Below are 13291 nucleotides of genomic sequence, written 5' to 3' on the forward strand. Positions count from 1 at the left end.
ACAGTTGATTATGATAAACTATCAGAAATATTTGAAAATAAAAAATAGTTATTTACAACACCGCATAAAATGAATTGCTAATTTAAGCCAGTTTAAAACAGTCCTCGCATCCTCTATCTGTGCTTTATTTGCTGACTGTAGCCCAGCTCATTTTATAAAATCGTCTGCTACGAGAGCTCGATAAAATAAAAAATGAACGTACAACATTACAAACCAAAACATAAAACCTTAAAAAAGCATATTGCTGGTTATTATTTTATGACCAAAAGCGAGTCTAGGTTACCCATCCATTATTTAACGTTTCCCACTAATAATCTCATTGTCAGCACAAGCCAGGATGCTAATGTTCAATTTGATTTTGAAAAAATAATGGTAACACCTTCAAAAAACAAAAATATAGTTACCGATGTAGTGTTTAGATATACCAAGCCGTATGAAGTCTTCTATCAAGAACCAACTAATGAAATAACCATTAAATTTAATCCTCTGGGAATAAACCGATTTGTCCCTAACATTTCAGAATATTTTGACAAGGGATCTTGTACAAATTTTCAACCTTTCAATGATTTTAATTTTGAAATGCAACTGATTTTTGACATAAGCAACCGAGACCAGCAAATTGAACAACTAGAAAAGTATTGGTTATCAAAATTTAGAGCTGTTGAATTGGATAGATTAGAAACGTTATTGCGTGATTTAGAAGGCGAACTTAGTATTGGTGAAATCTCTGAAAAATACCAAATTTCAAGACAATATCTAAATAAGCTCATTCTAAAGAATTTGGGCAAAACACCTTCGGAATATCGAAAAATATATAAATTTAGAAAAGCCTTGTTAGATTTTAAGAGCGTAAATAATCTCACCGAGCTTTCCTATAAAAGTCTTTTTCACGACCAATCTCATTTTATAAAAGAATTCAAATCACTTACCAACATCAAACCCAGTTCGTTTTTTAGAAACATAGATTCAAATAAGGATATTGCCTGGTTATTTATATAAGGTAGTTTCCATTTTTACAATTTAATCATGCTAGAGATACTTTAATTTGTAGAAATATTCTAATCGATTTTATATGAAAAAGTTATTATGTTCCGTCTTTTTAATCACAATGATCCTAAATCTATACGCACAATCCAATCAAGAAAAGGAACCCACTTTTATCAAGGCAGGAAAGTTATTTGATTCAGAGCATGGAACAATCCTTGTAAATTACATCATCAAAATAGAGAATAACAAAATAACTGAAATTGGAAAAAATATCACCATTCCTAAAAATGGAAAGGTGATTGACTTAAGTGATTATACTGTGCTCCCAGGATTAATTGATGGTCACACCCATTTAATGACGCTAGATGACTTAAATGATGATTATCCTATGGCTCAAAAAGTATTATTTGAAGGAGATGCCTTAAGAGTTCTTAGAGGTGCCAATAGAGCTAAGACCTGGCTGGAAGCAGGTTTTACAACAGTAAGAGATTTAGGGGATTCTGGTCCCTTTCTTGATGTGGCTCTAAAAAGGGCCATTAATGAAGGAACAACTGTTGGTCCTAGAATGTTTGTCTCGGGACCGATTATCACTTCTGAAGGTGGTCAGGTTTTTGGTCTGTTAAAAAGTGAACGCGGAGTAATTAAAGACGAATATACCATAATTAAGAATGTAGATGATGCTATTAATGCAGTAAGAATACACGTAAACTATGGTGCAGATCTTATCAAGATTTGTGCTAATAATTCACCAAACAATACGAGTCTTACCATTGACGAAATGAAAGCCATCGTTAAAATGGCGCATCGGTATAACAGAAAGGTTACAGCGCACGCCACATACGACATGGCGGTTTGGGAAGCTGTAAACGCTGGTGTCGACGGAATTGAACATGGCTATCAAATTTCAGATACCACATTAACGCTTATGGCAAAAAAAGGCGTAGCACTAATCCCTACAGACATCTCCAAACCGCTGTATCACAAAGCTTATGATATCTTAGATTATCAAGGAGACAGAGATGCTGCAATTAAAAGTATTAAAGATAACTATCAAGACAGGTTGCAAAGAGCCATTAAAGCAGGAGTGACCATCTTAACAGGGTCAGACAACTATATTGATTTTAAGATGCCGCAAGGAGAAGCTGCAAAAAATATCCTTATATCGTATGAAGAAGAAGGAATGAAACCTTTTAATATTCTGCAATCCTCAACCTACTTATCAGCGAAATTTATGGGTAAAGAAGATGAACTCGGGATTTTAAAAGAAGGTGCTTATGCCGATATTATTGCTGTAAAAGGTGATCTGGAACATGACTTTTCAAATACAATTTTCAATGTCGTCTTTGTGATGAAGAACGGTGAAATTTATGTTGAAAAAGAGTAGATACTGGCTAAAACCGTATAAAACTAATTTCTATGAATTGCCTATCTAAGGACGTTCTTTTGAGATTTACAACTATTATTTATTTGCTGATTTAGATGTTTAAATCAAGCTAATAATCTTAAATGTTATACATTGGCGTCAATTTTTTAACAAAACGGAAATGAAAACACTATTAAAAAAAATGAGGTTATTGATACCAAAAACCACTAAGTATTTTTTTGACTTTTTTGTTGTCTTTATTGGGGTTTTTCTAGCATTTTGGTTGAATGCGAGAAAAGAAGAGCAAAATAAACAGGAAGAGGAGGTTCAGGTGTATCGTGCCATATATGAAGATTTGAACGCGTTCTATATTTCAGGTCGAGAAGAAAATAAAAAAGGGTTTATCAATTTATTTCAGAGAATAAAAAATGATCTAGATAGTCTTATTGCTATCAAGCAAATACCTGCGCATAACCGTCTATATGGCGATTATTGGCATTTAGAGATTATCAATGCCTTATCAAATAGTGGTAGACTAACAAATATAGATGCCGAATTATTTAAAGGATTAGCAAACCTTAATACTTCCCATCAAATGTTTTTAGATGAAATTGAAAGCTTCAACCTAAAATATGAAAACGACATTACAGACCACTATGAAGAAGGAATGGATTATTTCTATAAATTAGACGCTAATGAACCTAAAGAGAGAATAAAAATTTTACAGCATCGATTAAAGCGTATTATTTCACTTGCACAAATGCTTGTTGATAACGCAGAAACTGCAAAAAATTATCTTAATGAAGAATTTGGTTTTGAATAAAAACGACACGCCAAAGATGGATATAATTAATTACTTGGTTCACGATTACAACAAAAGTCCTTCGGATTTCCCTCTAGCTCAGTTTCTTTTACTGTTTTAGTTGCCTACCAACACAACTAACCATAATCAATTACACTACCTACAAGCTAAAAAACGACAATTCGACTTCAATAACTTAAAACAAAGGATCTAAATTCTATTAAGAATACTTCAGTTATATTTCAAAACAGAATGGTTAAAACCATATATTGCGGCATTATTATGGTTTAACATTTCACCAATAAATAACCTATAATAGAACCTTTTCTATTATGTATTTTTTAAAACCTAACCCCCCATTTTATGAACAATGTTATGTTTCGATCATTGCTATTAGCAGTTACAGTGTTGTTGTCTTCCTGCCAAAAAGATGATAGTTTTCCCCAAACCGATTATTCCATCGAGTCCAATGATTATTTCCAGATTAGCAGCAATTATCCCAATGGCTGGATCAAAGAGGCTAAACGAGTAGACAATCTTGAAAATCCATATGAGGAGTTTGAATATTATGAGAACGGTTATATAAAATCTGCTAAAATCTATTCCAGCTTTCCGCAACAACATGTATACATGGAAGTGAGCCGCAGTGAAGACAATAAACCGCTTTGGTCTAAATATTATACTCCTGAAGGTGATCTATGGTTTGAGACCGCATATGAGAATGGACTGGCTTCAGAGAAAAAAGTTTACAGCGAGAAAGGCTTTTCAGTGTATACTTATGAAGAAGGTGACCTTATATCCGTAGAATTTACAAGTGCCAATAATAGCGGAACAAGTTCAACTATTTACAACAAAACTGAAGGGACCAGAGCAGTTACGATTATAAAAGACGGAGCAACCATTCTAGAAGCAGTCTATCCTTACACCGAAAGTATTGGTGCCGCAATACTCACGAACAACCAGGTGCCACTGGCTAATCCCTTTGCCAATCCTGAAGGCAACTATAGCGAAATTAGTGAAGCTTTCTCTCATAATGCTATTTGGCAAAACAATGCCAACCCCATCGAAGACGTGCCTCAATATCGTGACTTTTACGAATTTTACGCTCCTAATAATACCTTTGCCACGAAATTTGCAGTCAGCTCAGAACTTTACCAATCGATAATTGAACAGTATCCAGTTACCGAAGATCAAGTTCTTACTTTAAATTATAGGTATAAAGAGGGTAGCAGTGACTTTCTCCCTCCTTATGAAGAACGATTGTCCCTAACTGACGAAATGGAACAGGATCCTGCCCTTTTCGAACTGAAATACGGAAATGAATATGTTGAAAAAGTGCATTACGGTAAAATACTCTATATGGTAGGGGCCTTACGTAATGTGCCTACCAACGATAATGCAGCTAATGAAATTAAAAATTTAGCCAGAAAGAAAATGAATTTCATCATTGATGGGGATGATCAGCTAACTGCTGAAGAACAGGAAGTATTAGATAAAGTGTGGTTTGAAGTAAAGTTTTTCTCGAGGCTCAAAGCTCATCGCAATGGAATTGTTTTAAATAACAGCGACGATTATAATGCGGTTATTCAGGAATTTCAAGATTCAGAAGCTTCGATCATTCAATTAGAGTATGCTGCATTTGAACATATGATTAGCGGAAATTAAAATTTATAACAACACCTATCAAAGAAGTCACCTATTTTAAAAAGGTGGCTTTTTTTATTTCCGACATTTTTTAGCTAGCGCTCGTTTTAAAGAATGACTTACCAATTATAAAAAAATGTGCCTTCCGATGTATCATTCACAATGCAAAAATCGCATCCCAATCAACAAACCAATTCAATTTTTTCTTATCTTAACTTAACATAACCAACTCAACACCAAATGCCTAAGCAAAAAGGAATTTTTCAAATAGTAGGCACCATAAACGGCGTATGCTATTACAAACGTAATGGAGAGTTCATCTCACGTAAAGCCGTAGGGCCCTCAAAAGAGCGCATTGCTAATGATCCTGCGTTTAAACCCGTCAAGCAAAACAACCAAGAGTTTGGCATGGCTTCCCATTTCTCTAAAGCAATACGCCAAGGTTTGCCCTCATCAATTGCGAGATGTAGAGATACGTATATGGCAAGCCGTATGTCTGGAATCTGCCGTAAGATCATCCAAAAGGGGAGTGGTGCCAAAGGAGAACGGGAAGCCAATCTACAAAACTGCCCAGAAGCGCTCATCGGCTTTGAGCTCAACAAATACCATTCTTTTTCAGAAGCATATCTCGCCACACCACAGGTATCCATAAATCAAGATCGCAGTAGGGCAAGCATCAGTATTGAAAAGATTAGCCCAAACCAGCTCAGAATATGCCCAAGCTCAGCAACCCATTTTCAATTGACCGCTACACTCAGCCTAGTACCCAACTACCAATGGCAACCAGAGATACAACAATACCAAACGGACTATCCAGAGAGTATCGGTTTAAGTAATACAAAATACACCAAGCCCTTATCGTGTCATACAGAACATCTCAACATCAACCTGAGACCTATAACACCAACCTTAGGCAATCTTCCGCCCGACTTAGCAATAACGATCTGGTTGGGCATCTCTTATTTACATTTCCACCAAAAACAGTTTCAGCCTTTGTCAAGCCAACAGGCCGCGCAGTGCATTGCCGTATGGTAAACCATAGCGTAACCGTACCTTATTAGGGTTTCACCCGTAGTAAAGCCGTATCAACATCGGGTCTATCCCATATCAACCTCGGGGTAACGTCGCTTATAAAGTAGGGCAGACCTAGCACTATTTATGAAGCAAATCAAGCAATCTCACAGGTAATTGCTATAAAAGTTGAAACCGTAGGTGCAAAAAAGTTTTTAGTTGAAGTAATGAATAAAGATTATTTAGCACAATATATACATGATTCAAAAGATGCTCCGTTTTAATATGATCTAAATTATAATCTTGTGTAGCGTAAATTGCCAGAGCAATTTGATTTTATAAAACAATTTAGCGCTTAGCAGCGAATATTTTGCATAACGGCTAATTATAGCTTAATAATATTTAATGATCAGTTGGTCGTAAAATAGCTGTTACATAATTACTCACGCATTTTAATTTAATTGTTAGAGTTCGTGAATCTCCTAAATTCGATTTGTCTGTAGATATAAACCTAAAGGCATCATATCTACAACTATGTAAAATAGAACAGAAAAAGTTCTATTCACTAATTTATTTATGATAACAACAGTCCTATAATTTATATTATGTAAAATAGACCGCTCAGCCACTTTACGAATCTTTGCCCGAAGTTGTTTAGCTATTAATATAAAAATGAACGTTTTCAAATCTACAATAAAAAAATGGTAAATCAAAAAGCAAAATAACAAATACGGTTCAAAACGTCAAATTCCGCTTCGCTCCAAAAATTTGCCTTATTTGCCCTCGTATTCGTATGTAGAGGCTAAAATTTACCAAAGAAAAAAAATCAAAAAAAAGTCAAAAAAAAAAAATTTATTATCACTCTATTGTAAAAGAAAAATGAGGACAAAATTTGCCCCCATTCTCAACCAAAAATTAACGCCATGACACGCAACTTTAAATCATTTCCTCGATGATGTAACCATTAAATTGAATGTTTAAAGACCTTTTTTCACCATTACGTAATGCGACATATAAAGAATCAAAATAAACATCATCATGTTCAATTAATCTACCACTTTGATGTTGAAATCTTAGCACAATAGTATTATCAAAATTATATCGCATTTCCGAGAATAATTCATAATTCCACTCATCGTTAAGAATTAAATTTGAAACCCATCTTATATTTCCATAAAAGAAACGTTTCTTTTTACCAACATCCAAACGTTCACGAAAATAGGCTGATTGCTCATAAGGTTCACCGAATTGTCTTTCAAAAAAACGAATAGGTTGTATAACCTTATAATTTTTATCCTCAATCCTAATAACGGATTTTGTAGGTAAATCCCCCTGATATTGCATTTCTGTTTGACTCATAATCTTAAGATTTCATATTTTTAGTATCAACACTTTTATATTTTTCATATGTACGATAGCCCGCCATCCCGAGCATACCCAATACAATAGTAATTAATTGACCTATTTCTAATTCAGGAGGGCTAACGGTAACACCTGAGGCACTTAGAACGAACTCTAACAAAGGTTGAAGGATAAAATTGTATGCAAGAGCAGAACCACACACCCAACCGATAAAAGGACGCCAACCCGCAACAAAAATAGATTTGTGATTAGCCTCTACTTTGTTTAACTCAACTTGTAACATATCAGATTGTCGCATCTGTTCTGTTAAACGCTCAATAAACTCACGTTGTTTTTGCTTATTACCTTTAAACAAATCCCAAAAATCCGAAGAATCAAGAACCCCGACCAATATTTTTATGATTTCATTCATTGCGTTCTAGTCTTATTAATCTATTATTCAAATCATGCATCATTTTTGAATTATCCCTGATATCACGACTATTAAATTTTGAAGCCTCTATTATCGGAGCAGTCTTATCGATATACATTTTTTCAGTAAATCTAGGCTCAGATAAGTATTCTCTTATTTCCTTACGATTTGCATCGTCGTACTGTTTTGAAATTAAAAGCATTTGTACTTGCTGCTCTAGCAATTTTTGACCGTTAAAAACACCTATTATCAAAAAAAGCATCAAAGCTTGTACAACTTTTATAAATCCATCGATATACGGACGGTATTTTTCGTTAAACGGACTATTATTTTCAGTAGTTTGGGGCATCTAAAAAACAATTTAAATTATGGGTAATACAGAAATAGCAGTAGGACTAACAATACTAGTAATTGTATTAATAATATTTTTTTCGGGCTTTATTATCGGAAGAGCTACCAAGAAAAGGTAAAAGCGTATAAATATATTCCATATCTGATGGAGATAATTCAGATAACATCATATCCATCAAGGATATTTCATCACCTATAAATGAATCTTGTGATCCAGTTCCATAGGTTTCTGAATAATTACGCAAACCAAATTTATTGGAAACTTTGTAAAAATCGGATTTACTAAGACCTTGTAAAGTCTGAAAAATAACATCTTCATCAGTTCCAAATCCTTTCATCGCATTATAAAGAACATCAGCCTTTTGTTGTGCTTGCAAGTCAGTTAAAGAACTACCAACTGAATTAGCTGTATCTGACAACTTTTTAAAAAAAGCTGAAATTTCATCTTTTAAAAAGTAATAAACCACTATAATCAATATGATAGGCAAAGCGTATTTTGACACCTTATCAAGTAAATTAGTGGTTTTACCCAAACCTTTTGAAGCTAATTTATAAACCATTATTAAAGCGAATTAAACCAAATTTTATTATACCAAGACGTTCTATAATTTTTAATCCCTTGCATTCTAAAAGACTCAGATGCATGGTTACGAATAAAAGCGTATAAATCATAATCAAAAGAAAACTTTAAACCGTAATACTGTGAAAGTCTTTGTAAATTCCAATCATTCCAACCTGACACAAAATCCTGAAAACCTGAAACATCGTCGTTTTTTATAAAAAACATAAATTTTTGCAGATGTTCATCCAAATCATTCACCCAATGCGAAGGAGTCAATTCTTTAGGTGTTGCAAAAATCCAGTTTCTAAAAAAAGAAACCTTATACACCAATAAACAAAAAAGAAGAACTAAAAACCCCATTATATTTGATATAAATTTCATATGCCCGTTAGAGTTATTGCAGTTTGTTCGGCTTCGCATTTTGTTTTACAAATATTATGAATCTGATTTCCAAAAGGCAAATTTGGTAGAATTTGCTTACATTTAATCATACATTCAACCATGTTAAACTGATTATCTGTTATTTCATCAATTGTACCAATAAAACCACCACTAGCACCGCCAGTAGAATCCACAACATCAACATTCGCATCAGCACTACTTTTTTTCGTCCTGTTTTTAAAAAAAACAACTATAATCAAAATAGGGATGAGAAGTAACAACCCTATTTTAAGATAATTATTTTTAGTTTTATTCTTTTTTAAAGCCATTTAAATACGTTTTAAATTAACCATCGAAACTGGTTGTACAAACTTTGAAGATACACTCTTAATTGTACCTTTTGGGTTAACGTGAGCTAATAAACCGCCTTTTGGATCATCACATTCACACGGTTTATTTGGAGTTATTTTTTTTGTAAACCACCCACCAACAAAGGCAAGACCACCAATTAATAAAATTAAACCAAATTTTAGCGGATTTGTAGATTTTGAAGCCATAACAATAATTTTAAATTTTTAAATAATTTTCAGGATTAACAAGTTTATTTTTTTTATAAAATTCAATATGAATATGGTTTTGCATCCCTGAATTATAACCATATTTTAATTCAATATCTTGAGCAGTACATAATTTCTGACCTTTTAAAATAGTTGCACCGACACTAAACATTGGATAAACATACATTAACTTAACTCTAAAATCAGACCATTCACCCAAACCAACAATTTCAACAAGATCATAATTTGAATCATTCGCATAAGGTTTACCGAATCGATTAATTTTACAATCAAAAGGAGCGTAAATATCGTCGTTATGCGACTTTATCAGATCAACCCCATTATGCTTGTAATTGCCCCGCTTAGCGCCAAAATGACCGCATCCCATAGGATCACATTCACGCATTTTTTCATAATTACCACCAAAAGAAACTTTTTTCTTAGAAGTCATTAGATACAGAATTATAGTTATCGGAATCAGTAGAAAATAATGCATTTGACAAATTTTTAAGCAGGTCAAACAACGTATAAACGGAAGCTATTAAACCTATAACAGTAATTAAATTATTCGCTAACTTGTTCATCTTGTTTTAGATTTTCAGTCTCATTTTTTTCAACTTCATCAAAAGCAACTTTAAACTTTGAATCAGTTGTTTTAACAGATTGAGTTTTAGTAAACATGATTTCGTCAATATCTGTTTTTAATTCAGCAAAGCGAAAAGAAACAGCCTGAGCAACACGACCCCATTTACCAACATTTTCAAGAAAAGAAAACAAATTTGACGTATTCCCGACCACTTTTTTAATACTTGGTATTTTCATTTTCATAATTAATTATAATCTTTTGAAATGTGTTTTCCGCAATAACCACCATTTGAAGCTTTTGGATTAATAACCCAATTCCATTCTTTGATATAAACCTTTTGATTTGCTAAATCCAACATACCACCTACAATAACATTTTGTTTCATAGCTGCACTTTGGATAACCGTAACTGGCAACCAATGGTGACCAGTTTCTGTAGCAGTTATTTTTACCTCACGATCTTTAGGAAAAATAACCTTATAACTATGCATTACACCATCGGCAACTTTCCAAGCAGTTATAAATCCTTTCCTGATACCTTCATCAGATGATTTATCAAACTTAGTTTGAATTTTAGCACCACTTTTCGCGGTATTAGTCGAACTTTTTTTACTGTACGTTTTAGCCATGATATTACTTTTTAATTACTTTAACTTTTGAACCACCTAAAAATGTTGTACCAACACTCACAGCGATTATACCCAATACCGCAACTATTGCGATAACTCTTTTAATTTGTACGGATTTACTGATGTCAGCAAATAACCATGTTTTAATATTATCCATCGATTCTGAAAATTTTATCGGTTAAAGGTTTGTTTGATTTATAATTTTGATAAATGTTATATAACGGAAGTGAAAAAGCTAGTAAACCCATACCAGCATAATTTAAAACTTTGGTTGATTTCTTTTGTAGTGAATAAACTGGATAACTTACTGGTGTATTTTCAGACCAAGTGTGATTAAAACCTTGAAAATCCCATTCTGATTTTGGCTTAGTTTTCAATGTATAGGTTAAAATATACCTTGATTGAAGTTTACTAACAAAATCATTAAAATATGGTTTCAAATTATCCAAAAAAGTAACATAGTTTTTTAAAGCCTTTTTTGAACATGATTTCCAATTAGCTGACGTTTGTATATAAGTATACATTGAAATGTTAGTAAAAACAGCCTCAGCAATAAAATTCAATCTATTAACTACCTCAGTTTCTGTGGTTGCATCATTTAACCAATCAAACAACTGTGAAAAATAAGGAGCTTGAATAGTCTGTATTTCTTGTTTAATTTCTGATGGTAAAAATGTAGAACCCAACAGCTTATTCCATCTGAAAAAACAGCTAAAATTGTACCTTCTAAGAAACCCGAATAATCAAAACCAAGTAGATCAGCAATTCCAGCACCCATACCAAGAATACCCAAGGAATCACCAGTTAAAAAAGAAGCAATACCACTACCAAAACCACCTAAAGAACCACCAACCGAATCAACACCACCAAAAATATCAGCCAAACCACCACCAAAACCACCGCCCGAAGGCTGAACTGAATCTGAACTAAAATATCAAAAATATCATCTAGAAAAGACCCACCACCTAAAGATGGTGAGTTTGATCCAAAAACATTATTGAAAATAGAACCGTCAGACATAGTTTATCTTTGAATTGTTAAAAAATAAACAAAATCCTCACCGTTCATATTATGGAAACGGATTTCAGGAATTGAAACTAAACCTTGTCTAGTTGGAGCAAGATTCGATAATTTTTGAACAATATTAACACCTAATGACCACTTTCAAGAATCTGTGACCTTCACGTATAGCCGTATGAGTGTTTTTTAACATGTCATCCTGACTAATTAAAGTTTTAAAATCATAGCTAACATCTCGTCGTGCATTCTGACCTTGAGCATTTTTATACTCACTTAAAATCGAAACATACATTTTCGTTTGAAGTGAAAAAGGATAAGCAACCAAATCAACATTAGAAACATCAACCCTTTCATCAGTTTTATCTTCATCTAATGCAAACTTCGTAATCTTAAAAGGAGAACCACCCGACAAAGAATCCCATTTCTATAGGTAACAGTTTGAGCTGATGCCAAACCAGTCATTTTAACGATATAATAAACATCATCATTATCTAACTCCAAAACACCACCATAACTAACCAACAAATGCAAACCTTGTAAAAGGTCACCATCTTCACTATATATAAGAAAAGGAAGTTTGCCACCAACCATAGCATTACAAAGAGAAAAATACGTTAAAACCGGCATTTTTGGAACGACGGTTGTTTCTCCAATAGTTTTGCCACCCTTTAAAATTTCAATAGTAGAAGAAGCCTTAATAGAATCAATAATTAAACCTTGAGTAAAATCTTTTAATTTAAATTCCGTCGCAACGGTGTTAGAAGTATGAACAACCATAATATTATTTTTAAACGTTTATTAATTTTATATTACAAATATGCAAACGATCAATAAAAAACTATACGCACAACGTCAATTCCATTTGTAAAGGCTTGATATATTCCTTTTTTTCAAATGTTTGCTTTATTTCCTTTGGAATTGATTCAAATAATTTACGCATTTCATCTACTTGATTTTTATACCAATAGCGGATTTTATTCCAAACATTAATTCTTTTTTCCCTTAATTTTTTAAAAACATTACCTACAATAGATAAACATAATCAGAGTCTATTTTTATTTCTTTTAATTCACATGAAGAACTATATAAATAACTAAGTATATCATCGAACTCTTTACATGTATCATAAAAGTTGGATATTCCATTTTTTTCAATTCATTGGAAGCACCCCACAAAGCACCAACAATTGGACGTTTATCGGTTTCTTTTTTGTCATATACTTGACCATATATGAGGTAGCGTTCTTTATATTTTTTAAAGAATGAACATCAGTTGAATTCGGATTTTTATGTTTGTTTAAATAGCCTAATGGTTCTAATTGATTATTCAAATACGGTTAATATCCTTATAATCAACCCAACGATCCATTAAAATATGAAAATGAATATTCCCATTTTTTTGGGGTTCAGCTTTCCAAACATAATAATCTACTTGATAGCTTTTCTTCATATTATCCATAAACGACTTAACGATTTGCGTAATACCCTATCATGGTGAACTTGTTTATCAGGTAATGTAAGAGTTACAAATTTACAAATCTTTGTTTTTGGATAGACTTCTTTTTATCATAATTAATTGCCACGTAATTAATTAAATTTTCTATTGATTTACGAACCGTTTTACTT

The 13291-nt window shown here is 32.9% G+C and carries 19 protein-coding genes; 5 read left to right on the plus strand and 14 right to left on the minus strand.

The genetic code is table 11. The features are described 5' to 3' along the window. Window positions 1-192: 192 nt before the first annotated feature. The 5 genes from P176_RS0118370 (at window position 193) to P176_RS0118390 (ending at window position 5831) form a co-directional block, all read left to right on the plus strand. Window positions 193-999 carry an AraC family transcriptional regulator gene (locus tag P176_RS0118370; RefSeq protein WP_026756073.1) on the plus strand — a complete coding sequence of 269 codons (807 nt, stop codon included), beginning with the start codon at window positions 193-195 and terminating at the stop codon, window positions 997-999. 73 nt (window positions 1000-1072) lie between these two features. Next, window positions 1073-2371 (plus strand): amidohydrolase family protein, encoded by a 1299-nt coding sequence (locus P176_RS0118375; protein WP_026756074.1) that lies wholly within the window; start codon window positions 1073-1075, stop codon window positions 2369-2371. A 160-nt stretch (window positions 2372-2531) separates the two neighbouring features. Continuing rightward, complete coding sequence (locus P176_RS0118380) at window positions 2532-3173, plus strand: hypothetical protein (RefSeq protein WP_026756075.1); 642 nt, start codon at window positions 2532-2534, stop codon at window positions 3171-3173. Between the two features lie 342 nt (window positions 3174-3515). After that, window positions 3516-4817: a hypothetical protein gene (locus tag P176_RS0118385; protein WP_026756076.1), complete on the plus strand. Its 1302-nt coding sequence runs from the start codon at window positions 3516-3518 to the stop codon at window positions 4815-4817. Between the two features lie 219 nt (window positions 4818-5036). Beyond that, window positions 5037-5831, plus strand: coding sequence for a hypothetical protein (locus P176_RS0118390; RefSeq protein WP_026756077.1), 795 nt, complete (start codon window positions 5037-5039; stop codon window positions 5829-5831). 912 nt (window positions 5832-6743) lie between these two features. Here P176_RS0118390 and P176_RS0118395 read toward each other — a convergent pair. The 14 genes from P176_RS0118395 to P176_RS0118465 all read right to left on the minus strand — a co-directional run bounded on the left by P176_RS0118395 (window position 6744) and on the right by P176_RS0118465 (window position 12443). Then, window positions 6744-7166 (minus strand): hypothetical protein, encoded by a 423-nt coding sequence (locus tag P176_RS0118395; protein WP_026756078.1) that lies wholly within the window; start codon window positions 7164-7166, stop codon window positions 6744-6746. Between the two features lie 4 nt (window positions 7167-7170). Further along, complete coding sequence (locus P176_RS19830) at window positions 7171-7581, minus strand: 3TM-type holin (RefSeq protein WP_051605568.1); 411 nt, start codon at window positions 7579-7581, stop codon at window positions 7171-7173. Further along, the gene (locus P176_RS0118405) at window positions 7574-7930 is read right to left on the minus strand and encodes a hypothetical protein (protein WP_026756079.1); all 357 of its coding nucleotides are present in this window, start codon (window positions 7928-7930) and stop codon (window positions 7574-7576) included. Before P176_RS0118405 ends, P176_RS19830 begins: the two co-directional genes overlap by 8 nt. Window positions 7931-7997: 67 nt before the next feature. Next, entirely contained in the window at window positions 7998-8492 is a 495-nt protein-coding gene (locus tag P176_RS0118410) for a hypothetical protein (RefSeq protein WP_026756080.1), read from the minus strand. A 2-nt stretch (window positions 8493-8494) separates the two neighbouring features. Then, window positions 8495-8875 carry a hypothetical protein gene (locus tag P176_RS0118415; RefSeq protein ID WP_156033171.1) on the minus strand — a complete coding sequence of 127 codons (381 nt, stop codon included), beginning with the start codon at window positions 8873-8875 and terminating at the stop codon, window positions 8495-8497. Next, complete coding sequence (locus tag P176_RS0118420; protein WP_026756082.1) at window positions 8872-9204, minus strand: hypothetical protein; 333 nt, start codon at window positions 9202-9204, stop codon at window positions 8872-8874. Before P176_RS0118420 ends, P176_RS0118415 begins: the two co-directional genes overlap by 4 nt. Continuing rightward, complete coding sequence (locus tag P176_RS0118425) at window positions 9205-9432, minus strand: hypothetical protein (protein WP_026756083.1); 228 nt, start codon at window positions 9430-9432, stop codon at window positions 9205-9207. It lies immediately after the preceding gene. A 10-nt stretch (window positions 9433-9442) separates the two neighbouring features. After that, window positions 9443-9883, minus strand: coding sequence for a hypothetical protein (locus P176_RS0118430; protein ID WP_037349061.1), 441 nt, complete (start codon window positions 9881-9883; stop codon window positions 9443-9445). A gap of 113 nt (window positions 9884-9996) precedes the next feature. Next, a complete protein-coding gene (locus P176_RS0118435; RefSeq protein WP_197022186.1) occupies window positions 9997-10254 on the minus strand; it encodes a hypothetical protein in 258 nt (85 codons plus the stop codon). Between the two features lie 8 nt (window positions 10255-10262). After that, on the minus strand, window positions 10263-10646 hold the full coding sequence (locus tag P176_RS0118440; protein ID WP_026756086.1) for a hypothetical protein: 384 nt from the start codon (window positions 10644-10646) through the stop codon (window positions 10263-10265). A 4-nt stretch (window positions 10647-10650) separates the two neighbouring features. After that, complete coding sequence (locus tag P176_RS20490) at window positions 10651-10803, minus strand: hypothetical protein (RefSeq protein WP_156033173.1); 153 nt, start codon at window positions 10801-10803, stop codon at window positions 10651-10653. Further along, complete coding sequence (locus tag P176_RS0118450) at window positions 10796-11332, minus strand: hypothetical protein (protein ID WP_156033175.1); 537 nt, start codon at window positions 11330-11332, stop codon at window positions 10796-10798. The genes P176_RS20490 and P176_RS0118450 overlap by 8 nt, the downstream gene beginning before the upstream one ends. A 151-nt stretch (window positions 11333-11483) precedes the next feature. Then, window positions 11484-11666 (minus strand): hypothetical protein, encoded by a 183-nt coding sequence (locus P176_RS20495; protein WP_156033177.1) that lies wholly within the window; start codon window positions 11664-11666, stop codon window positions 11484-11486. 369 nt (window positions 11667-12035) lie between these two features. Next, the gene (locus P176_RS0118465) at window positions 12036-12443 is read right to left on the minus strand and encodes a hypothetical protein (protein ID WP_026756089.1); all 408 of its coding nucleotides are present in this window, start codon (window positions 12441-12443) and stop codon (window positions 12036-12038) included. Window positions 12444-13291 lie beyond the last annotated feature (848 nt).

This window comes from Sediminibacter sp. Hel_I_10, assembly GCF_000688335.1.
Lineage (GTDB): Bacteria > Bacteroidota > Bacteroidia > Flavobacteriales > Flavobacteriaceae > Psychroserpens.

Excerpts from the sequence above, each read along its gene's own strand:
- P176_RS0118405 (WP_026756079.1), bottom strand. The coding sequence starts at position 7,930 with ATGCCCCAAACTACTGAAAATAATAGTCCGTTTAACGAAAAATACCGT.
- P176_RS0118390 (WP_026756077.1), top strand. The coding sequence starts at position 5,037 with ATGCCTAAGCAAAAAGGAATTTTTCAAATAGTAGGCACCATAAACGGC.
- P176_RS0118415 (WP_156033171.1), bottom strand. The coding sequence starts at position 8,875 with ATGAAATTTATATCAAATATAATGGGGTTTTTAGTTCTTCTTTTTTGT.
- P176_RS0118395 (WP_026756078.1), bottom strand. The coding sequence starts at position 7,166 with ATGAGTCAAACAGAAATGCAATATCAGGGGGATTTACCTACAAAATCC.
- P176_RS20490 (WP_156033173.1), bottom strand. The coding sequence starts at position 10,803 with ATGGATAATATTAAAACATGGTTATTTGCTGACATCAGTAAATCCGTA.
- P176_RS0118385 (WP_026756076.1), top strand. The coding sequence starts at position 3,516 with ATGAACAATGTTATGTTTCGATCATTGCTATTAGCAGTTACAGTGTTG.
- P176_RS0118430 (WP_037349061.1), bottom strand. The coding sequence starts at position 9,883 with ATGACTTCTAAGAAAAAAGTTTCTTTTGGTGGTAATTATGAAAAAATG.
- P176_RS20495 (WP_156033177.1), bottom strand. The coding sequence starts at position 11,666 with ATGTCTGACGGTTCTATTTTCAATAATGTTTTTGGATCAAACTCACCA.
- P176_RS0118465 (WP_026756089.1), bottom strand. The coding sequence starts at position 12,443 with ATGGTTGTTCATACTTCTAACACCGTTGCGACGGAATTTAAATTAAAA.
- P176_RS0118420 (WP_026756082.1), bottom strand. The coding sequence starts at position 9,204 with ATGGCTTTAAAAAAGAATAAAACTAAAAATAATTATCTTAAAATAGGG.
- P176_RS19830 (WP_051605568.1), bottom strand. The coding sequence starts at position 7,581 with ATGAATGAAATCATAAAAATATTGGTCGGGGTTCTTGATTCTTCGGAT.
- P176_RS0118370 (WP_026756073.1), top strand. The coding sequence starts at position 193 with ATGAACGTACAACATTACAAACCAAAACATAAAACCTTAAAAAAGCAT.
- P176_RS0118410 (WP_026756080.1), bottom strand. The coding sequence starts at position 8,492 with ATGGTTTATAAATTAGCTTCAAAAGGTTTGGGTAAAACCACTAATTTA.
- P176_RS0118380 (WP_026756075.1), top strand. The coding sequence starts at position 2,532 with ATGAAAACACTATTAAAAAAAATGAGGTTATTGATACCAAAAACCACT.
- P176_RS0118440 (WP_026756086.1), bottom strand. The coding sequence starts at position 10,646 with ATGGCTAAAACGTACAGTAAAAAAAGTTCGACTAATACCGCGAAAAGT.
- P176_RS0118375 (WP_026756074.1), top strand. The coding sequence starts at position 1,073 with ATGAAAAAGTTATTATGTTCCGTCTTTTTAATCACAATGATCCTAAAT.
- P176_RS0118425 (WP_026756083.1), bottom strand. The coding sequence starts at position 9,432 with ATGGCTTCAAAATCTACAAATCCGCTAAAATTTGGTTTAATTTTATTA.
- P176_RS0118435 (WP_197022186.1), bottom strand. The coding sequence starts at position 10,254 with ATGAAAATACCAAGTATTAAAAAAGTGGTCGGGAATACGTCAAATTTG.